General features: G+C 38.3%; 17 protein-coding genes. All 17 read right to left on the bottom strand.

Annotated elements, in window-relative coordinates:
* Window positions 1-10 precede the first annotated feature (10 nt).
* On the bottom strand, window positions 11-1,204 hold the full coding sequence (locus Q5O24_04380; GenBank protein WKY48561.1) for an HAD hydrolase family protein: 1,194 nt from the start codon (window positions 1,202-1,204) through the stop codon (window positions 11-13).
* A gap of 1 nt (window position 1,205) precedes the next feature.
* Window positions 1,206-2,078: an N-acetylneuraminate synthase family protein gene (locus Q5O24_04375; GenBank protein WKY48560.1), complete on the bottom strand. Its 873-nt coding sequence runs from the start codon at window positions 2,076-2,078 to the stop codon at window positions 1,206-1,208.
* Between the two features lie 41 nt (window positions 2,079-2,119).
* Window positions 2,120-2,863, bottom strand: coding sequence for a CBS domain-containing protein (locus tag Q5O24_04370; protein WKY48559.1), 744 nt, complete (start codon window positions 2,861-2,863; stop codon window positions 2,120-2,122).
* Window positions 2,864-2,980: 117 nt separating this feature from the next.
* Window positions 2,981-4,843 carry a DUF115 domain-containing protein gene (locus Q5O24_04365; GenBank protein WKY48558.1) on the bottom strand — a complete coding sequence of 621 codons (1,863 nt, stop codon included), beginning with the start codon at window positions 4,841-4,843 and terminating at the stop codon, window positions 2,981-2,983.
* A complete protein-coding gene (locus Q5O24_04360) occupies window positions 4,833-5,498 on the bottom strand; it encodes a hypothetical protein (protein WKY48557.1) in 666 nt (221 codons plus the stop codon). The genes Q5O24_04365 and Q5O24_04360 overlap by 11 nt, the downstream gene beginning before the upstream one ends.
* 106 nt (window positions 5,499-5,604) lie before the next feature.
* A complete protein-coding gene (locus Q5O24_04355) occupies window positions 5,605-6,834 on the bottom strand; it encodes a flagellin (GenBank protein WKY48556.1) in 1,230 nt (409 codons plus the stop codon).
* A gap of 367 nt (window positions 6,835-7,201) precedes the next feature.
* Complete coding sequence (locus tag Q5O24_04350; GenBank protein WKY48555.1) at window positions 7,202-7,786, bottom strand: hypothetical protein; 585 nt, start codon at window positions 7,784-7,786, stop codon at window positions 7,202-7,204.
* Window positions 7,787-7,817: 31 nt separating this feature from the next.
* Window positions 7,818-8,912, bottom strand: a complete 1,095-nt coding sequence (flgL, locus tag Q5O24_04345) for a flagellar hook-associated protein FlgL (GenBank protein ID WKY48554.1) — start codon at window positions 8,910-8,912, stop codon at window positions 7,818-7,820.
* Window positions 8,913-8,932: 20 nt separating this feature from the next.
* On the bottom strand, window positions 8,933-10,513 hold the full coding sequence (gene flgK, locus Q5O24_04340; protein WKY48553.1) for a flagellar hook-associated protein FlgK: 1,581 nt from the start codon (window positions 10,511-10,513) through the stop codon (window positions 8,933-8,935).
* A 71-nt stretch (window positions 10,514-10,584) separates the two neighbouring features.
* A complete protein-coding gene (gene flgN / locus Q5O24_04335) occupies window positions 10,585-11,076 on the bottom strand; it encodes a flagellar export chaperone FlgN (protein WKY48552.1) in 492 nt (163 codons plus the stop codon).
* A 21-nt stretch (window positions 11,077-11,097) separates the two neighbouring features.
* Window positions 11,098-11,385, bottom strand: coding sequence for a flagellar biosynthesis anti-sigma factor FlgM (gene flgM, locus Q5O24_04330; protein ID WKY48551.1), 288 nt, complete (start codon window positions 11,383-11,385; stop codon window positions 11,098-11,100).
* Between the two features lie 134 nt (window positions 11,386-11,519).
* The gene (locus Q5O24_04325) at window positions 11,520-14,564 is read right to left on the bottom strand and encodes a methyl-accepting chemotaxis protein (protein ID WKY48550.1); all 3,045 of its coding nucleotides are present in this window, start codon (window positions 14,562-14,564) and stop codon (window positions 11,520-11,522) included.
* A 63-nt stretch (window positions 14,565-14,627) separates the two neighbouring features.
* Complete coding sequence (locus Q5O24_04320; GenBank protein ID WKY48549.1) at window positions 14,628-17,660, bottom strand: methyl-accepting chemotaxis protein; 3,033 nt, start codon at window positions 17,658-17,660, stop codon at window positions 14,628-14,630.
* A gap of 178 nt (window positions 17,661-17,838) precedes the next feature.
* Window positions 17,839-18,876: a chemotaxis response regulator protein-glutamate methylesterase gene (locus Q5O24_04315; GenBank protein WKY48548.1), complete on the bottom strand. Its 1,038-nt coding sequence runs from the start codon at window positions 18,874-18,876 to the stop codon at window positions 17,839-17,841.
* Window positions 18,877-18,889: 13 nt separating this feature from the next.
* Complete coding sequence (locus tag Q5O24_04310) at window positions 18,890-19,393, bottom strand: chemotaxis protein CheW (protein WKY48547.1); 504 nt, start codon at window positions 19,391-19,393, stop codon at window positions 18,890-18,892.
* Window positions 19,394-19,663: 270 nt separating this feature from the next.
* Window positions 19,664-20,152 carry a chemotaxis protein CheD gene (locus Q5O24_04305; GenBank protein ID WKY48546.1) on the bottom strand — a complete coding sequence of 163 codons (489 nt, stop codon included), beginning with the start codon at window positions 20,150-20,152 and terminating at the stop codon, window positions 19,664-19,666.
* The gene (locus Q5O24_04300; protein WKY48545.1) at window positions 20,149-20,772 is read right to left on the bottom strand and encodes a chemotaxis protein CheC; all 624 of its coding nucleotides are present in this window, start codon (window positions 20,770-20,772) and stop codon (window positions 20,149-20,151) included. The genes Q5O24_04305 and Q5O24_04300 overlap by 4 nt, the downstream gene beginning before the upstream one ends.
* Between the last annotated feature and the right edge of the window lie 4 nt (window positions 20,773-20,776).

Raw genomic sequence — 20,776 nt, 5'->3', positions numbered from 1 at the left:
TGAATCTCAATTATTCCTGATTATTTAATATAATATCAATGAATTCACGAACCGCTCCGCTTCCGCCATTTACATTAGTAATATAATCAGCATGGCTTCTTACCTCTTCATTTGCATCTCTAACCGCGCAGCTGAATCCCACTTTTTTGATTACTTCCAAGTCATTAAGATCATCACCAATATAGGCTATTTCATCGAAAGTTAAGGCTAATTTATCACATATTTCATTTAGGACAGCAAGTTTATTTTTAATACCTGTATAGATTAAATCCATCTTCAGTTTTTTTGCTCTTTTATATGCTGATGATGAATTCTCACCTGTAATCATCCCAGTGTAATATCCCTTTTCACACAACAACTGAAAGCCCATTCCGTCGCGAGTATTGAATTTTTTTAACTCATCACCATTTTCAGAATAGTACATACCACCATCGGTCAAAACGCCATCACAATCGGTGATAACGCACCTAATATTTTTTAACTTTTCTAAAAAATTATCAGATTCTGAAGTTCTTGCTTTAAGTAAGTTTTCAACTATAATCCAATCACTTATTTCATCAATTTCAAAATATGAGTCTTCAGACATTTCCACCATTGCGATATTTCCAGAAAGCCTGGATTTGGATTCGATTAACAATTCTTTCGAAGTGATATAGAAGGCTCCATTCTCCACATAAAAGCCATCAAATTCCTGACGTCGCGGTCTTGAAACAGGATCATAATTAAGAGGATTGGCAAAACTATTTTCATTTTTTTCCCAAAAAAAGCGCTTCTGTTTAACGACTGAGAGAACACTATCATATTTCTCTTCTGAAAATACTTGTATTCCTTGTCTCAATTCATTTTCGGCTAACAATGGCGATGTCGCCTGAATTAATATTATATTTTCAAACTCATATTCTTCAGCAAATTCAATCATCACAGATTCTGTACTGGCCGTATCAGTTGAAACCTTTTCCGAACGTCCGACGACCAGAACTTTTGAATGGTTATATTCACTGACAACCTGCTTAATTTCTTGATCATCTGTTGAAATAACCACACGATCAATTTCTTCAATATTAATTGCTGCATCTATTACCCAATAGATCAATGGTCGTCCATTAATCTTTTTTATGTTTTTAAAAGGGATCGACTTACTACCGCCTCTTGCCGGAATAAAAGCAATCGTTTTGCCTAAATCTATCATTTTTTGTTCTCTCATTCTAAGCTCTGTATTTCAGTTTTTTTCTTTGAACTTTTTCTATGTCTAGAATTTCTTTCTTTTTATAAGATAAGGCTTTTTCTGTATCCGTCAATTCTTTTTTGAGTTTTTTGATTTCTTCAGGTTCCAATGAAGCTGCATGGTCTGTTCCTTTCCATGTACGATCCAAGGTATAATGTCTTTCAATTGTTGTCGCCCCTAATGTAAGTGCTGCAATATCAATCGCTGTACCTAAGTGATGTCCGGAAAAACCTATTTCCTTTACTTGATTTCCATATTCATTTTTCAAGCGGACAATTTCATATAAACTGACGTCTTCGAAGGGTACAGGATAGCCGGATGTGCAGGCGTAAATTACCAGATCTTTATTTCTTTTATTCTTACTAAATAAATCAACAATTTCTTTTTCCTCTTTTTGCGTTGTCATGCCAAAAGATAAGTGTATTTCACCCTGATAGTTTTTGCAGAGCCATTCAAGCATTTCAAAATGATTATTCGATGCTGAGGGAATTTTTATCAACTCCGGCTTAATTGATGCTATTTCTTGAGCCGATGTCAAATCCCAAACTGAGCTACTATAGACTATTCCGTATTCATCGCACCATTTTTTCAGCTGAATGTGCTCTTGTAAATCAAATTCTAGAAATTCACGATGCGCTCCATAGGTGTCACCATATGAATTAACCGGATTAGGATGGGGAGCATTATACTGCTCTGCAGACAAAAGTTCTCTATTATTTCTCTTTTGAAACTTAATAACATCAGCTTTACAATAAATTGCTGCTATCTGAATCAGTTCTTTAGCAATCTCCAATTCACCTTTATGATTACAACCTGCTTCTGCAATTAATCTTACTTTATTATTATTTCTCATATTGTTCCCTTTCTATTCACTTAAATGCGTCAAAGAATAAATTAATAAGTATTATCATATCTGATGATATCATCCTCGCCGAAATACTCGCCAAGTTGAACTTCTGCTACCATTAAAGCCGTTTGGTCTGAGTTATTTTTGAGTTTGTGTTTGCAACCTTTGGGAATAAATATAAAACTACCGGCTTCAATTTTTTTCCTGGAGGTACCTATTATCACTTCTCCAGTACCACTAATAACTACCCAGTATTCTTCTCGTTTCTGATGTTCCTGCAAACTCAATTCATGCAAAGGCTTAACATTTAAAATTTTAGACTGAGCATATGAATTTAAAAAAGTTGTTTTATAGAATCCCCATGGTCGATCATAAATTTCATGCTCAAGCAAAAGATCATCCAGATCCAAAAAAGAGAAATCCCAATCAAACTCAATGTCTCCCAATAATAGAACATGCATGTTCTTTTTTGTAATAATATTTATTAGTTCCCCGCGCTTGTTGATAATCGGCAGAAACTCAACTCTCGTTTTCTTGAATAGTTCGATTGCTTTGCTGAAATCATCCTGATTGGATAATGTTTTAAAATTCTTATTATAAATAGAACAGACCTTATCAACGGTAGTCAACCCATTAATAAATGCTCTACGCAAATCACCATCAGTCAATGTTCCTAGAACTTTATTGGATTGATCAGTAATTACTAAAAAGCCTTTTCTGTTGTCATCTATTTTTTTTAGAGCTTTTTCAATATTTTCATGTTCTTCCAGGATATAATTGTCTAATTTCATAGCAAAACTCCTTCACAATTCATTAGCTTAAATCCATACTGATAAATGATTCTAACCTTATTTAACATATGTCTACGTCATATAAATATTTATACATATATTATTGCAAAACTACTATCATTCATCTGAGAATTTAGCTTGGATTGCTTTAATTATTTGTAACTTTTCTTCATTTAATTCTTTATCAGCATATAAAATATTAATAAAATGCTTCATTTTGGGCAATAAGAAACTCAATTTTGTAATTGCTCCTGGTTTATCTCTCACTAACTCAATTTCATTGGCTAGAATTGAGTATTCAGTAAAATTCATGGGTTTTGCTACCAGAATGAAAAAAATATTATCATCAAGTTTATAGAAAAGAGTATCTAATTTTATTTGAAGTTTATCCACTTCCTTAAGATTTTTATTTTTCACTAATTTTTGTAATTTCTCTATAGCTCTATCTAAACTTTTCAGATTCTCCAAATAATTTTTATATGCATTTAGAAGTTTATCTATTTGTTGATCTAAATATTTTAAATCATATATACTTTTCTTCTCAATAACTGGAAAATAACTAGCTAATCCTTTATCTTTTTTATCGAGTTCGAGATCTTTTAAGGGAATAAATCTAGTTCCTTCAATTGCTGCACCACCCACAGTCGTATTTATTACCTCGATATCGAAATCTTTAATATAACTCTCCATCACTTCTTTCATTCCTAAGAGGCCACGCGTAGTCTTTACAGTCTTTCCTTCGACATCCTTTGTTTCCAGTAAATTGGAGTCTTCTAAATCCACAGGATCTTTTCGGTATTCAATCCCTTCTGCATAACTTTTATTGTCTAAATAGGCTAAATTTTGCCCCACTAATATTATTTTTGAGAAACCGAGAACATAAAGTAATTCTATCGTCAGATTGGCTACACTTGGTGCATCTCTAAAAACCTTTACTAATTCTTTATCATGGTATTTCAGCAGAAATTGACCCAATCTGTCTTGCGTAGTAATAAAATGGTATTTTGGTCCCAGGTATTGATCCAGCACTTCATAGCCGATAGCCGAGCCAAAAATCATCGGAATATTTTTAATCCTTTTCTCATTAATTTTTTGATACACAAGCTGATTTCTTTCACTAGGGTCAAATGAACAAACTGCATCAGGGAAGATATTATTCTCCACTAACGTATTCACTGAAGATCCAACAGCAAATATCACGGCATCTTTTTCATTTTTAATTTTTCTTAGTGTTTCAATCTCGAAATTTAAGGAAGGACCAGCTGAGACTAAAATAGCAGTTTTCCCTTTAAAAAAATCAAATTTATCCATTGTTATATTTGGAGTTTCGAGTATTTTTTCAAGATTTTTTGTACTATTCAAAGTCCAACGTTTTTTGTATGCAAAAACTGTATTCATTGAAACTCTATTTCTCATAAATTCCTGTTTAAAGAAATTTAAAAACTCCTGATATTCTGTTCTAAAGATCTCTTCATAAATTGGCAACGGTATAATAACGGCATTTTTTCTATAATTAATAATCACACGTCTAATAAGCTGTTGATATGAATTTTCTGAAACACCATCAGATAGAATTTCAAGATTTGTCCATTTTTTTATTTCTTCCCGGTTATTAAAAAACTCACTCATAATTTCTATCGATGGCTCATAAATTGAAAACGATGTGTTAGGGTAGCGTTTTACAAATTCATCAACATGATAACCTAAACCCAAGCCAAAAAATATTACATAGGTATTATCATTAATTTCATTATTTTCTTCAAACCGGTTAATGATAGTTTTCGCTTCCTGCTGAGGATTATATTTACTATGAATATATCTGACCTGTTCACCTTCAATATATTTTATTGTGGGAAATTTTGACTTGGCTTCTTCAACCTCTACTTTCTCAAAAACATTTCCATGCTCTTCCACACTTTTCAAAACTGAAAAAAGTTTAAGATTGTTTTTCTTTAGAAATTTAATATTTTCAGCTAACATAATCATTTTCTCCAACTGTTACAATAAGGCTTAACTTCTCAGCAATCTCCGTAAAAATTGGCATTACCTCATACTGAAGTAAGTCACCAATTAAAACCAGATCCTGATTTTCCATTGCATGATTGATTTCCATAATGTTATTTTTTAATTGACCAATCAAGAAAACAACTTCATTCCATATTGAATAGTCTCTGATTAGTTGGTCTAAATTGCTTATTTCATCGATTTTCTCCTGAACACTTATTATCCACTCTATTCCCTCAAAAAGATTAGCTAATAGACTCCAATCTCGTGAATCCGGCTTCTGATAGAATGATTCTGATAATTCATTTATTAGACTAAAACCATTTTTCACATATTCATAAGTGGAATTTAAGGTTTCACTGATCAATACATCCAAGTGATTAACTACTACTATCACATCTCTAACTGAAAAAAAGTTTTCTTCTATATAATGAAGCCAATCTTCAGCAATATGTTGTCCATCAATAATGAGATAGTCAATTTCCCAATTATTTTTCTGGCAGACTTGATTTATTTCATTTAATAATTTCTGACTTGAACCCTTTTCACTATCGAACTCTAAGACTTGATCTTTTATAGTTATTAACATATTTCCATCCTTATAGTTTATATATTTATATTTTCTACCCATTTATGTGTATATATAAACCATTATACAATACTTTACGATAAAATGCCTGATCAACTTTTTAATGACAAAATAAAAAAACCACCCGAAGGTGGCATTTTTATTTTTATTACTGAAGTAACTGGGTAACTCCCTGTGGTACCTGATTTGCCTGAGCAAGCATTGCTGTAGAAGCCTGAGAAAGAATTTGGTTTTTGGTCAAGTTCATCATTTCTGCAGCCATATCTACGTCACGAATTCCTGATTCAGCAGTAGTCAAGCTTTCAGAAGAAGCAGTTAAGTTATTGATGGTGTGATCCAAACGGTTGGTAACAGCACCTATTTTAGACCGTTCAGCTGAAACTTTTCCAATTGCTTCATCAATAACAGAAATCGCGACATTTGCCTGACCCTGATTACCAACTTGAATGCTTTTAACTCCTAAAGCTGTTGAACTCATGTTTTCAATCGATAACTTCATGTTCTGGCTGGTGTTAGCACCTATCTGAAGGGTAGCCTGACCATCAGCACGATTTTCTTGTGCAGTTTGTGCTTCAGTGAAGCTTGAAAGTGCATTGGTTGCAGAAGCTCTTGTAGTCCCATTAGAATCTGTTACTGTTATTGTAAGTCCATGAATTGCAGAAGAAAAACCTGCAGTCGTTGTTGACAATACAGCTCCAGAAGTCGCGGTAAAAGCCATAGTACCATCAGTTATTAAACTTGTAATGTTAGTCAAATCACTAGTACTTGAAGCAACCGTATATGATCCACTTGTTAACTGACCGTTAACCATATATTGAACAGTTATGGTATCCCCAGCAGTTATTCCTAAACTATTTCCGTCTTTATCTGTTAAAGAAGCCAGAGTGCTTGTTGAAGAAGCAATTACTCCCAAAGCTTCATTCTGATTAATATTGGCACGAGCAGTTGTCCCAGCACCCATAGAACCATCTAAAAGATTTTTTGTATTGAACTGAGTAGTGTCCGAAATACGGTCAATTTCATCTGATAACTGAGTGATTTCCTTTTGAATTTCAGCTCGGTCATCATCAGTATTAGTATCATTGGCAGACTGAACAGCCAGTTCTCTCATTCTCTGTAAAATAGAGTGTGTTTCATTTAAAGCACCTTCAGCCGTTTCTGCCATCGAAATACCATCTGCTGCATTTTTCGATGCCTGATCCAAACCTCGAATCTGACCACGCATTTTTTCAGAAATTGCCAGTCCAGCTGCATCGTCACTAGCTGAGTTAATTCTTAATCCAGAAGATAGTTTTTCAATCGATCCTCCAATAGCCTTATTATTGGCTGTGTATTGACTGTAAGTATTAAGCGCCATAATGTTGTGATTAATTTTCATTGTTTTTTCCTCCGTTTTTTTGTTGTGTAAATTCTTTTTTCTTAATATTTGCGGGGCTTCCTCCGTACGCAAGGCCCGTTAAATATTTAAGCTTTCTTGTTATTAATATCGTCTGCCTTCAATTTAACTTTAGCTTTTTTTTTAAATATTTTAAAACTTTTTAAATTTTTTTAAAGTGACACATTAATAACTAAATTGTTTTAGAGATTTCTTTTTTTAATCTCTTGTTATTAATATCGAATGTTCTTCCAAATACTTTAGTTTTTTTTCTAAATAAATCCAAAATTTTTAAATAAAAAGAGCCATTAATCCGTACTATATGTACAGACTTGATGGCCCTGGAATTCTAAATTCAAATATCCTAAAATTAGACAATTTCATCTATGACTTTCGCTCCACCTGTCAAACTCTCTTCGAATCCAATAGGTGGCTCATAATTAGGGTCGGCACTTCTGGGAAAATAAATAGGACCTCCTACATAGGTGATAATTACATCTGGCTGCTGCGTAACCACCAGCTCCAGATCCGGGGGCATAAATTCTGTACTTGAGTCAACCTTCCCAGCAGAAAGACTTTGAATTGGTATACTTAGTCGCATACTACCCGCTTCGATTTCAGAAGCCTGACTAGCCATGGAGTCAATGCTTCTATTAGCCTGCTTAAATCGAATGGATTTTGCTTCACCATCTTCCAAAGATAGATTCAGCTGCAGATTTCCTTCATTATCCACTTTGGAAGTTGCTGTATAAGTCGAGTTTTCCCAATTATAATTCTGACTGGGTTCAAATGAATCCTGTATGGCTATCCGAATCGGCTTACTCTGAACCTGATTCTGACCACTTTCTTTACTCACTTCAAGCTGTGTGTTTTGTACTGCTGACAGTTTTAAAGGTTCCTTTTCAACAAATTCAACTTGAATAGGTACTACTTCAATGGTTAATAATTGTTCCACCTCTTTCTCCTTTCCTAATTAACTTATAGTGTTAAGACATATAATCAAAAACCGATTGCTGAATAATTTCAGTTCCCATCTTCAGCGCCGCCTGGTAGGCAACCTGTTGGGTCGTATAACTGATATATGCTTCGGCGGTATCGATTCCTTCGATATCATTCTGGCGTGTCTGCTGATTAAGCATTTGGGTATCATAACGCTCGGTCATGAAATCCAGATAATTTGTCTTTGACCCCAGTTCTGTCGTTGTCTGGTAGGAACTTTGTTTAACTGTCTGAAATTGGCCATATAGTGTATCCAGCGTATCAAATGAATAGTTTCCATCATTTTTTTCGAACTCTGTGGCTATTTCTCCCAGTAAATTATAAATATTGTTAGAAGCAACAGTCCCGTCGATGTCAGTCGTACCTGACCCAACAAAACTTATACCAGTAGTTGAATAGTTAAAGACCGTATTGCGATTGACCTGTCCTTCCCGAGGATCAGGCGCTTCATAAAAGTCTACTCCAAGTCCAATATCCACATATAAGGAATCTTCTTTTAAATACTGGTAAACCTCATATTTTGTAGGGGCAGCATTGTTCGGAATAGGAGATGTACCAGCATATAAATCAGTGTTACTTGAATCGCTTGTCAAATCATCCAGATCAACACCATTATAAAGTAGTTTACCGGTCGTATCATCTACTGTAAAGGGTCTTTCCGTTGTGTTACTCCCACCAAATATATAGGTATCTGTTATAGTGGTATTCAAAGTTTCAAGAATTTGCTGTTGAATTGTTCTCAGTTCATTCGCAATAATTTTACGATCATCTTCATTTGTTGTCCCATTCATACCCTGTAAAATCTTATCCATGGCATTCGAAAGAGAATCTTCGACATTATTCATAGTTGATTCGGTATTACTGATAAAATCTCCAGCAAATTCAATATTTTCCTGATAACCTTCAATTTTCGCCATGTCCTTACGAACCTGATATGCCCGAATAGCTCGAGATGTATCTTCTGAAGTCCGAGAAAAACGTCGCCCGGTTGAAACTTGGGTATTTAAGCGATCCAGTTCAACAGACTGTTTGTTTAAATTATCAGTATAATTACCAGTCATCATTTTATATGTTATTCGCATATTACTCACCTCATTTCAATTTATAATCCTGCTCTGCCCATACTATTAATAATTTTATCAACATTTTCATCAATTACTGTAAAGAAACGAACTGCAGCATTGTAGCATTTTTGATAAGCCATCAAATAGGTTCCTTCTTCATTTAAAGAAACTCCGGCGACCGATTCTCGACTAGTAAAGATCGTTGTTAATACCGTATCAGCAGTTTCAGAAAAATCGCCGTTCTGCTCAACATCATTAGCTAGTTCACCAAGAATTCCATTCATATATTCATGGAATGAACCTTCAAAAAAAGTAGTCGTACCATCGTCTTCAAGAAATGTCTGGTCATCAGACATAGCGGCAACCATTCTTAAAACATTATCAGCTTGACCTGCGCCACCTGTTGAACCGTCAGTTGTTACAATAAAACTTCCATCTGCTGTCCATTCATCAGAAATCTGAATATTGGCAGCAGTAATCCCAGTAGTGCTAGTACCATCTTCAGTAGTAAATAAAGGAGCAACTGTTGTATCCCCCAAACCATTAAGTCCATTAAATATATCTGCAAAAGTTTGCGAAAAGATGTTCATTGCTTCTTCGTAGTAGGCAATGCCTCGGAAATCATTTTCTGTTCCGGCAGCAAAACTACCTTTTCCGTTTATAACATCCAGCATCCCCCCCATGGATCCTTCGATAATTTCATCATTGATTGAGGTAGTTGGGTCGTTAATCATCGCCTGTGCTTCTATCGAGGCGTTTGGGTCAGTTGCAATATCATTAGTTACAAATATTTCCTGCTCACCAGTCGTAGCATTTTCTGATAATGACAACTGGTTGTACAGATCATTATAAACCAGATATGTTTTATTGCCACTTTCATCAACTATTGAAATTTCATAGTTTTCAATGGTCAAATCATCAGTAATTTGCTGTGGTGAAGTGGTAACCTTAATGTTGGCATAACCAGAAAGTTCATCAACTAATAGGTTTCGCTGGTCTTTTAGTTCATTGGCGTTATCGCCATAGACTTGGGCCTCTCTGATTTGTTTACTGAGCTGAGCAATATTTTCCAGAACTACATTCACATCATCATTAACTGTATTGGTAAGGTCCTCTACCTGCTGGGTTTTTACCTGTTCAATTTCATTAGCATACATATTGATGATTGAAGTTACCTTCTGAGCAGAAGAGCGTACAACCTGCTCAATATCTGCAGAGGTTGGACTTTGGGAAAGACTTTGCAGATCAGTTAGAAAATCTGACAGCTGCCCCTGCAATGCCTCAGTTGTCGCCTCATCAAAAACATCTTCAAGATTTGATAACGCATTGGAAATTGTACTATATTTGCTTGTTTCACTGTTCTGCGCTCGATATCGGGCATCAAGGTAAGGATCTCTAAGCTGACTGACACCTGTGGCCTTAGAACCCAAACCAGTTTTTAAGGATTTATCAGCATAGCGCGAAGTTGTAGAATTGTACATCGAAACAATATCGACCCGCTGTCTAGTATACCCTTCTGTATTGATATTGGAAATATTGTTTCCTGTTGTATTGATACTAGCCTGACTGGTTTCCATTGACCGGTTGGCCACATAATATGCTAAAAATGTTGCATTCATAAGATTTTCCTTTCTTTGAATAATTCTGTCTTCACTTTAAAGTTTAGATTTATTCAGGTTCTATAGTTGTTTTATATCTTTTTTTCCAAGGTTTTGGGCAAGCTAATATTGGATTCCTTTTTTCCGTCTTGCGAATATAGTTTATTAACATTACGGTTTTCGTAAGTATTGAGTTTTTGTTCCACCGTATGGAGTTTTAAATCAAGCAATGATTTACATTTTTCCTTATAGAAATTCATTTCTTTAACGGTCTCCTCAAACTCCCCGATAAGGCCATAAAAACGCAGGCGGTACTCTTCTGGTAACTGAGCGACCACCTCCGTTATATTGTTGCCTTTTAAATTAAGGGCCTCCATATACTTCTTTACATCCTGGTCAAAGCGACTGGTCTGTAAGACAAAAGACTGCTGTCTGTTGATATTTTCGGTTAAGGCTTCGACACTGCCGCTCTCTATCAGCATCAGCTCATCTTTAAGCTTAGGAATCAGATCGCGATGAAGCTTAATAACTCCGAAAAGATATTGATAAAACTCTTCAATTAGTTGTGACTTCGTTTCAGACATATTAAACCCCCTCGCGATCTGCTAACTTAATAGCGCGTCGGCCAAATCTTCTGATGAAACGTGGTAAGATCCATCGGCAATTGCAGCTTTTAGTTCAGCAATCCGGTCAGACTCTTTAACACTCACATCATAAAGCACTGCCGATTTTGCAACATTTACACGATTGTCTTCAAAGCTGTTGTTTCGACCTGAAGAAATCTCATTACTGTCAGTATGCGCTTTACTTGTGTCTTTTTCTGACTTCTTAACGGCATCCTTTAACTGTTTTTGCTGTATTGGTAAATTATTGTTAAGATAACCTATTTTCATTTTTACGTCCTCCTGTTTCTGATTAATCTTTTCTATATATCTTATCGTCTTTTTGGGGAAGAACTTTAGAAAATATTTAAAAAAAGCTTTAACCGGATTATTAATTTAATTTTATCCGGTTAAAGCACTTTTGTCTAGTATTTATCTGTCTCAGTTTCGTCTAAAAGAATTTCAAAAGAAAAGTCGTCCGACTGACTGGAAGCATCAGTTTGAGAATTTTTTTCTGCTACGTATGACGGGCTTTTTTTACCACCGGACTGCTTTAAGATAAAAGTATCCACCATTGCTTTAAGCATCTGAGCCTGACTCGAAAGTTCCTCACTTGAAGCAGCACTTTCTTGAGCTGTCGCTGAATTTGTCTGGGTCACTTGAGCAATCTGATCAATACCAGTGGTGATTTGAGTAATCTCCGAAGCCTGATCATTAGATGCTCTGGCAATACTTTCTACAAGGACTGTCACCTTCTCGATTTGACCCATAATTTCCGATAGGCTTTCAGCTGTTTCGTCAGCGATTTTACTTCCCACCTCTACTTTATTAATAGACCCTTCTATTAGTTCTGTCGTTTCCCGTGCCGCTTCGGCACTCCTGGCTGCCAGCGTTCTTACTTCTTCTGCTACAACCGCAAAGCCTTTTCCGTGCTGTCCGGCGCGAGCCGCCTCAACTGCCGCATTTAAAGCCAGAATATTGGTCTGGAAAGCGATATCGTCAATAACGCGAATGATCTTGGAAATATCACTGGACGACTGATTAATTTCCGCCATGGCGGTAACCATTTGAGCCATCTGAGCATTACCACTTTCGGCATGGCCGCGGACTTCCATAGCCAGTTCATTTGCAGTATTGGCGTCAGCTGCATTCTTTCTGGTTTCAGCAGCCACTTCGTCAATAGAGGCTGACAATTCTTCAATGGAGCTGGCCTGCTCAGTTGTGCCCTGTGCCAGGGCCTGACCGCCGTCTGAAATCTGTCGCGAACCCGAATCCACCTGCCCTGCAGCGATCTCGATTTCTCGCATTGTTTCACTGAGCCGGCTTGTAATATTGTTAATGGCATTTTTAATACCGATAAAATCACCCATGTATTCACTAGTAATTTCCTGACTTAAATCGCCGGTGCCAACTTTTTCAAGGGTTTCACTGATCTCATAGACATAACGTCTTAAGAAGGCAATGGTTTGATTCATATCCTCTTTTATCTTACCATTATCACCAGAATAATTTCCGTCCATTGAAACTGAAAGATTACCCTGAGCCAATTCGTTAAGGGTAGCTGATGCTTCTTTAATTGGGGCAATTATGGCATCTAGTGTTTGGTTGAAACCATTGATTACTTTGACATATTCTCCCTGGAAGCTCGAAATATCTCCTCGATTATCTAGGTTACCGGCAATTGCCTGTTCTGCCATAATATTCGTTTCTTTTACTAAGGCAGTAATATTTTCCATCATTTTGATCATGCTGGGAATCAGCTCATCAGTTTCACTGAGTTTACCCATATTTTGTAACCTTTCCAGATCCTCAAGGTCTCCGACAGCAATATTATTGCAGGTTGCTACAATGTTTCTGAGCTTATCGTAGATGCCATTGATGGATACCGCAATTTCCTGATAGATCCCAGTGTACTCTACTTCAATTTTATCTGTAAAATCATTTTGACTCATCAGCGCTAAAATACGGTTGCCTTCAACCAGGGCACCCAGTCCATCGATGCTGTCGTTGATGCTGATTTTCATCTCCCCATATTCACCAGGATAGTCTTTAGTGATTTTCTCCGGAATCTGTCCCTTTCCAATCTGTTCCAGATAAGAAGTCGCCAGTCGTAGCGGTTCGACGATGGTATCAATGACAAAATTAAGGCTAACCAAAAAATCCTTAAACTTGCCTGGATGTTTATCAGCATCCCCGCGGAAATCAAGGTCACCGTTAACAGCAGCATTGCCTGTTTCTGTCATCCCATCGTAAACCTGCTGCATTTCATTCACCATACCGATCAGGGAATGAGCCAGGACATCTTTTTCCGATTTTGCTTCAATGACCACATCAAAATCGCCCTTTGACAGTCGCCTGGCTGCCTCCGAGATTTCCTTACGGTTATCCACCATTTCGATAAAGGATTCATTTAGCATTTGCAGTTCATCACGCGTTTTTATTTCAGGAATTTCAATATCGACATTCCCTTGAGCCAAGAGGTCAAGAGAATCTCTAAGCTTAACTACCGGCTTAACAATCTGGTTTGCAAACCAGAGTCCAGTCAATCCAGCAATTCCCAATACAATAGCAGATATTAGAATAATCAGATTTCTTAGATTATTAACCGGTGTCATTAAGTCTGATTCATACACACTAAATGCCAGTACCCAGGACGTTCCAGGAATCGGAGCTATACAAGCCAACTTATTCTCGTTGCCAAAAGTGTAGAAAAACGAACCGGAATTTTCCATCCCAACTTCATTCATCCCCTGGGCAACACCAGTAAAAGACTCCTCTTCAAAAATATTAGTCTGTGCGTTAACTAAATCTGCATTAGGATGGGCAACAAGTGAACCGTTCTGCGATGCGATAAAACCGTATTCCCTTTCACCCTCGGCACCCATAGTAGATACGATTTCCTGAAGGAACGTTGGGTCTCGACGGCCGATCAAAATTCCAACAACCTGTTCACCATCAAATATCGGAGCTATCTCCAAAACACAGGGTTCCTTAGATGCTTTACTGATAACTATATCAGAAATTGTTGTTTCCCCCATCAAACCAATTTCATACCAGGGGTCGCCACCGGATGTAAATTCTTCACCGCCAATAACATATTTTGCATTGCCATCCGCATCCATGACGGCAATATCCTGATAACCAAGTTTATCAACATCTGGCGCAATAGCATCAATCTGGGTTTCCCAATCCATTGAGCTTACCCTATCGTCATCCGCTGTTTCTTCAAGTGTCTTTAAGTCACCTTCAATAATTGAACCCACATGGCGCGCAGCTTCCGTGGCATAATATCCCATATCTGTTTCTGCCTGTTCAAGTACTGTATTAGAACTCATTGATATTGAAACAATCCCCATCAATATTAAAATCAAGCCAAAACCAATCACAATAAACAGTGACAGCCGTTTGGCCAATCCCATTCCGATAGTCTTTTTTTTGACCGCCGTCTCATTCAAATTTTTACTAGTCATTTTACCCCTCTATCAAATTAGCATTTTGATTTATCTAATGGAAATGAACCCCCACTTTTTTAACTAATATTTGTCTGCAGGTTCTATATCGTCCAATAATATTTTAAAATCTTCTGTTTCATAGCTTGCTGCCGCTTCTGCTTCATTCCAGGAAGCTTTTGTGGTCACTGCCGTTACGTCAGCTGTCCTTCTACCTGTTTGTTTTAAACTAAATGCCTCAACCATCCCTTTTAAGATCTGGGCCTGACCGGAAAGTTCTTCACTTGAAGCAGCAGACTGCTGGGCAGTGGCTGAATTGGTTTGAATAACCTGTGATACCTGATCAATTCCAGTTGTAATCTGGGCAATTTCTGAGGCCTGATCATTTGAAGCCTGGGCGATATTAGCAACCAATCCGGTCACTTTTTCAATCTGACCAAGAATCTCTGTCAGACTTTGTGCTGTTTCATCGGCTATTTTTGTTCCGGCTTCAACTTTATCAATCGATCCTTCAATCAGCTCTGTGGTTTCTTGCGCAGCTTCGGCACTTCTGGCTGCCAGGGTTCTGACTTCTTCTGCAACAACAGCGAAGCCTTTACCGTGCTGGCCGGCCCGGGCTGCTTCTACGGCGGCATTCAAGGCTAATATATTGGTCTGGAATGCAATATCATCAATCACTCTAATAATTTTTGATATGCTGTTGGAGGATTCATTGATATCACTCATTGCCGAAACCATCTGTGCCATTTGGCTATTTCCGGTTTCTGCATGGTTTTTGACTGCTACAGCCAGATTGTTTGCTTCATTGGCATCTGTTGCATTTTTACGGGTTTCAGCTGCCACTTCTTCAATAGATGCCGACAGTTCTTCAATCGAGCTTGCCTGTTCGGTGGTACCCTGAGCCAGGGCCTGACCACCGTCAGAAATCTGTCGCGAACCGGAATCCACCTGACTGGCGGCAATTTCGATTTCTTTCATGGTTTCACTGAGTCTGGTTGTGATGTGATTAATAGCATTTTTGATATTAACAAAATCACCCAAATAATCAGATTCAATCTCCTGACTAAGATCCCCGTCAGCTATTTTTTCCAGGGTTTCACTGATTTCATAAACATACTGACGTAAAAATGCAATGGTCGCATTCATATCCTCTTTTATTTGACCATGCTGGCCGGCAAAGTCGCCTTCCATATTAGCACTTAAATGGCCTTGCGACAGCTCTTTCAAAGCCCGCGAAGCTTCGTCAATCGGGGCGATTACGGCATCAAGGGTTTGGTTAAAACCAATGATTACTTTAGAATATTGACCCGGGAACTGGCTGGCATCACCACGGTTTGCAAGATCACCCTGAACAGCTAAAGCGGCCATCTTATCCGTCTCCTGGACCAGCATCTGGATATTCTCCATCATTTTAATCAGGCTGGGAACCAGTTCATCATTATCACTACGTTTACCTGATTCCGAAAGGTCTGCCAAATCTTTCATATCACCAACTGCAATATTGTTACAGATATCAACCACATGAATCAGTTTGCCGTTGATTCGATTGATGGAATTAACAATTTCCTGGTAAATGCCTTCATAAGAACCTTCGATTTTTTGAGTGAAGTCATTATTGGCCATCAATGCCAGTACCTCGTTTCCTTCTACCAAAGCTCCGAGGCCATCAATACAGGCGTTAATATTGTTTTTCATCTCTTCGAAATCACCCTGATAATCCATGGTAATTTTCGGTGGAATTTCACCGCGACCAATCCGTTCAATAGATTTAATAGCAATCTTCAGCGGGTTGACTAAAGCTTTTACTACTCGATTCAGACCGCTAATCAATTCACTGTAAGCACCATTAAACTGTTCCGCATCACCGCGATGTGAAAGATTTCCGGCAAGAATTTCTTTTTCAAAGCGGAGTTCTTCCTCATACAGTTTATTGATAGTCGCAATAATCCCTACCAGGGCAAAACCCATCTCATCCTCTTCAGATAGTGGCTCCACCTGAACGGCCAGATTACCTTCAGCGATACTTCTGACAATCTGCGCCTGGTCACGGCGGTTTTCAACCACATGGCTGAAGGATTCCATCAAATCACCGATTTCATCAGAACGGTCAATTTCAATGTTAACATTGGTAGAACCTCTGCCTACATGATTGGCGACCTCCTTCAATTTAATTATCGGATTGATGACCGATCGTTTGGTGACCAGATAAACCGCCAACAATGAAACGATGATGATACCTATACCGATAATAATCAGTTGATTTCGGAGCGAATAGACCTCTGCAAAGAGGGTTTCATCAGTATCCCCTATCCCCAGCATCCACTCAGTGTTGGGAACCGGCACAACTGCCGCCATTCGATCACCGGTTTCATTACTGTAGCTGATTACACCACCAGTCTCAAAGTCAAGGTCCTGTAAAGCGTGACCAAAACTGACCATGGTGCCGCCATTTTCCATATCTTCAAAAACATTGACTTGATCCAGCACTAGTTGCTCGTTAGTATGGGCGTTAATGGTCCCGTCTTTGGTCATCAGGTAGGCAAAACCGGTCTCTCCAACACTGAAAGAGGCGATCATCTCACTAAGAGCTGTGCCATCCCGCCGCCCCATTAAAATGGCCATGACCCGGTCTCCGGTCCGAATGGGCACCACATCAAGAACAACCGGCTTACCAGTTACAGAACTGATGAGCACGTTAGAAATACCTGATTTTCCATTAAAAGCATCCTCATAAATGTCTCTTTCTGACAGTTGACTGCTCTCACCGCTAACAACATAGTTGGCCATATAGTCTGGGGTAATAACTGCTAAATCTAGGTAACCGAGTTTACTGACATATTCGGAAAGGTACGCCTGCTGTTCCACCCAGTCCATTGACCGCAGAGCCTCGCTGTCAGCCACACCTTCAAGCTTTGCCAGCTGTAATTCGATCTCCGCACTGAGATAGTGTGCTTTGCTTGATGTTGATTCTAACATATATGTGGAGGAGTGTTCCTTCAAATTGTTTGTTCCTGAGCTGATCGAAATAAATCCGACAGTCAGGTTGCTGATTAAAAGTATCGCACCAAACAATAAAACAATTTTAATCAACAAAGATGATTTTTTTTCTTTTTCCATTAATTTTTCCTCTTCATTCATATTAATTATACTTAATTTCTTGTGAATTGCAAGTTAAATTTAGAGTTGTTTTAGTAGACAGTTCACTCTTTTACAGGACTGATTATGTTTTACATGAAACAAGCCACTGCACTCCGATCTATTAAGATGACCGGAATGCAGTGGCTACATCTATTGTTTACTTTGACAAAAAGCGGATTATTTCATCAGGAATCCGTTCAAGCGGTAACTGTTTCTGTACCGCCCCGATATTAAAAGCAACCATAGGCATACCATAAACCACTGAAGACTTTTCATCCTGACCAATGGTATAAGCGCCGTTTTTACGCATTTTTAAAAGTCCATCGGCACCATCTTTGCCCATTCCAGTCATAATTACCCCTATTGCCTTGTCTTTTACGACTTCAGCAACAGAACGAAAGAGGACATCAACTGAGGGACAATGTCCACTGACTTTTTCTTCTTTAGTAACCCGCACATAATAGCCGGACCCACGCTTAGCTACCCGCATCTGAAAATCTCCCGGTGCAATTAATACCCTGCCCGGCCGGAGTTCATCCCCGTCAGCTGCCTCTTTAACTTCCAACTTGCAGGAATTATTTAAACGGTCCGCATAGAGTTTTGTAAATACCGGCGGCATATGCTGAACAATGACAATCGCCGGCATTTCCCGGGGCAAAGCTGAAATAACGCTATATAGTGCATCAGTTCCACCAGTTGAAGCCCCTAAGGCTATCACCTGATTAGACCCTGCTGAACTAACTGAGCCTGAAAAAGCACGACTGGATACTGCCGGAGACTGTTTTTTATTTCCAACCTTTGCCGTTGAAGCAATTTTTACTTTCACCGTCAGCTCATTGACAAAAGATGCCATCCCCCCCTGTCTGGACATATTGGGCTTAGTAACAAATTCCACCGCGCCAGCTTCTAAGGCATCAAAAACATTTTGAGAAGCTGAACTCACCACAATAACTGGCAGCGGGTATTGAGGCATAAGCTTTTTAAGAAACTCAATCCCATTCATTTTCGGCATTTCAACATCCAGGGTCAGCACATCAGGCTTGAGTTTGACAATGAGATCCCGTGCCATATAGGGATCTGATGCCGTTCCAACCACTTCGAGTCCCTCGTCTTTGGCCATTTCACGAGCCAGTGTCTCACGAAATAACAGGGAATCATCGACAATCAGAACTTTAATTTTCTGCTTTGCTCTCACAGCAGTCACCTCGTTATACTTCTTCGATCATATCTTCCAGAATTTCCATCTCATCATTTTTTAAAAGTCTTGATGAATCAAGTAACAGCTGAACCTTACCGCCTACTTTACCGATACCTTTCATAAAACGATTTTCAAAGCCGGTTTTATTTGATGGCGGAGGCGCGATATCTTCATCATCGATAGTCAGAACTTCATCAACATTATCAACTATCAATCCTACTGAAACTGATTCGATATCGATGACAATAATACAGGTTCGATCGTTGTAGGGAATAGGTTCTTTTCCAAATTGCAGACGAACATCAAGAACTGGAATAATCTTTCCGCGAAGATTGATAATTCCCTTAATATATTCAGGAACTTCCGGAACTTTTGTGATCGACTGCATCCCAATGATTTCAGTTACATAACGAATCTCGATACCAAACACTTCTTCTCCCAGTGAAAAGGTTAAAAAACGTCCGTACTGAGTATCTTCCTCAAGATTGTTTCTTACAACACCATTATCTGTCATTTTTCTACTCCTTACTCATCATCAGTATAAATTTATGTTCACCAACTTAGACGGGTCCAGGTAAACACACTTACCCTATTATATGCTACAAGTTTAGCATTAATAGCCGTCAGAAATCAATAAAATTTCTTGATTCCTCCAATAAATTCTTGTGTTTATATAAAAAACCGCCAAACACTTGTGCTTACCGGTTTACTCAAGCACCCGTACTATATATATAACAAAAAAAAGAGTACTTATTTATCATTTATCAATTTTTTTGAAATAATTTTAATATTCCACAATTCTTCGGTTCAGGGATTGAATTTTCATCACTCCGGTTTCCAGGTCAAAATACTGGGTTCGTCCAAAATTTAGTCCTGTATCTTCTGCTATGATAGCAATTTTAAGCCGGGCCAGTTCACGCTTGACACTTTCAATATTTCGTTCCCCTACCGCACCGATTTTACTGCCTGGTTGAACTTCAAACATCTGAGCCCCTCCGGCAATTTTTGCAACGATCCGATTATTCCCCACTCCCATACGCCGCATTTCATTAACCATATCAGGAATTGCCGTATCGGCAAATTTTTTCCGATTGATATCCCGATTTGAAAAGCCGCGGCTGTCTGGCAGCATAATATGAGAAAGTCCTCCTATTTTTGTCATACGGTCATATAAACAGATACCCACACAGGAACCCAGGGCAAAAGTTACAATCGTGTGCGGCGCCTTTGAGGCTTTATAATCTGATATCCCTACGGTGAATTTCTCGCTCATAACTCAATTCCCAATTTTTCCATTATGATTTTTAAGGTATTAATTTCTGCAAACATGATAATATTACTGTCTAAACTGCCCCGCTCACCGATAAAATTTTCTTCAATAAACATCAGTTTATCGCCAATTGCGCCAAACTCAATAATCGGTACACTCATCAGGGCACCAACCATATCAATGGCTACATATGGAACAGATACATCAATTCTTAAACCAGTCAGAGAAGCAATTGAGTTAATATATGAAGCAGCCAGAATATTCCCAATTTCTTTAATAGCTGAGAGCTTCATATCACTGAGCTCATCATCGTCCTCTTCATCCTCGCCACCAATTAAGAGGCTCATAATTCGTTTGGCATCTTCCATATTGATCAGAAAGACAATCATGCCTTCTGCTTCGCCACTGAAACTGACTAATACTGAAACCGTCATGGTTTCTGCTCCACCCAAATCTTCTACAGCCTGATCAAATCCTGTAATCCGCACATTAGGCAGAGTCATATCCACCTTTTCATCTAGGATACTGGCCAGGGCACTGGCAGCATTTCCACCGCCAATATTACCGATCTCCCGCAATACATCTATTTGCATCTCATTTAAATCTTCGTAATTTTCAAACACGCCA

The sequence above is a fragment of the Eubacteriaceae bacterium ES3 genome (assembly GCA_030586155.1).
In the GTDB taxonomy this organism is placed as follows: domain Bacteria; phylum Bacillota; class Clostridia; order Eubacteriales; family Eubacteriaceae; genus Acetobacterium.
Note: the sequence above shows the minus strand (reverse complement) of the source record. Positions and strands in the feature narration are given on the sequence as shown.

Bases quoted from the DNA above. Each gene is read 5' to 3' on its own strand.
- Q5O24_04380 (WKY48561.1), bottom strand. From the start codon at position 1,204: ATGAGAGAACAAAAAATGATAGATTTAGGCAAAACGATTGCTTTTATT.
- Q5O24_04375 (WKY48560.1), bottom strand. From the start codon at position 2,078: ATGAGAAATAATAATAAAGTAAGATTAATTGCAGAAGCAGGTTGTAAT.
- Q5O24_04370 (WKY48559.1), bottom strand. From the start codon at position 2,863: ATGAAATTAGACAATTATATCCTGGAAGAACATGAAAATATTGAAAAA.
- Q5O24_04365 (WKY48558.1), bottom strand. From the start codon at position 4,843: ATGTTAGCTGAAAATATTAAATTTCTAAAGAAAAACAATCTTAAACTT.
- Q5O24_04360 (WKY48557.1), bottom strand. From the start codon at position 5,498: ATGGGTAGAAAATATAAATATATAAACTATAAGGATGGAAATATGTTA.
- Q5O24_04355 (WKY48556.1), bottom strand. From the start codon at position 6,834: ATGAAAATTAATCACAACATTATGGCGCTTAATACTTACAGTCAATAC.
- flgL (WKY48554.1), bottom strand. From the start codon at position 8,912: ATGCGAATAACATATAAAATGATGACTGGTAATTATACTGATAATTTA.
- flgK (WKY48553.1), bottom strand. From the start codon at position 10,513: ATGAATGCAACATTTTTAGCATATTATGTGGCCAACCGGTCAATGGAA.
- flgN (WKY48552.1), bottom strand. From the start codon at position 11,076: ATGTCTGAAACGAAGTCACAACTAATTGAAGAGTTTTATCAATATCTT.
- flgM (WKY48551.1), bottom strand. From the start codon at position 11,385: ATGAAAATAGGTTATCTTAACAATAATTTACCAATACAGCAAAAACAG.
- Q5O24_04325 (WKY48550.1), bottom strand. From the start codon at position 14,564: ATGACTAGTAAAAATTTGAATGAGACGGCGGTCAAAAAAAAGACTATC.
- Q5O24_04320 (WKY48549.1), bottom strand. From the start codon at position 17,660: ATGGAAAAAGAAAAAAAATCATCTTTGTTGATTAAAATTGTTTTATTG.
- Q5O24_04310 (WKY48547.1), bottom strand. From the start codon at position 19,393: ATGACAGATAATGGTGTTGTAAGAAACAATCTTGAGGAAGATACTCAG.
- Q5O24_04305 (WKY48546.1), bottom strand. From the start codon at position 20,152: ATGAGCGAGAAATTCACCGTAGGGATATCAGATTATAAAGCCTCAAAG.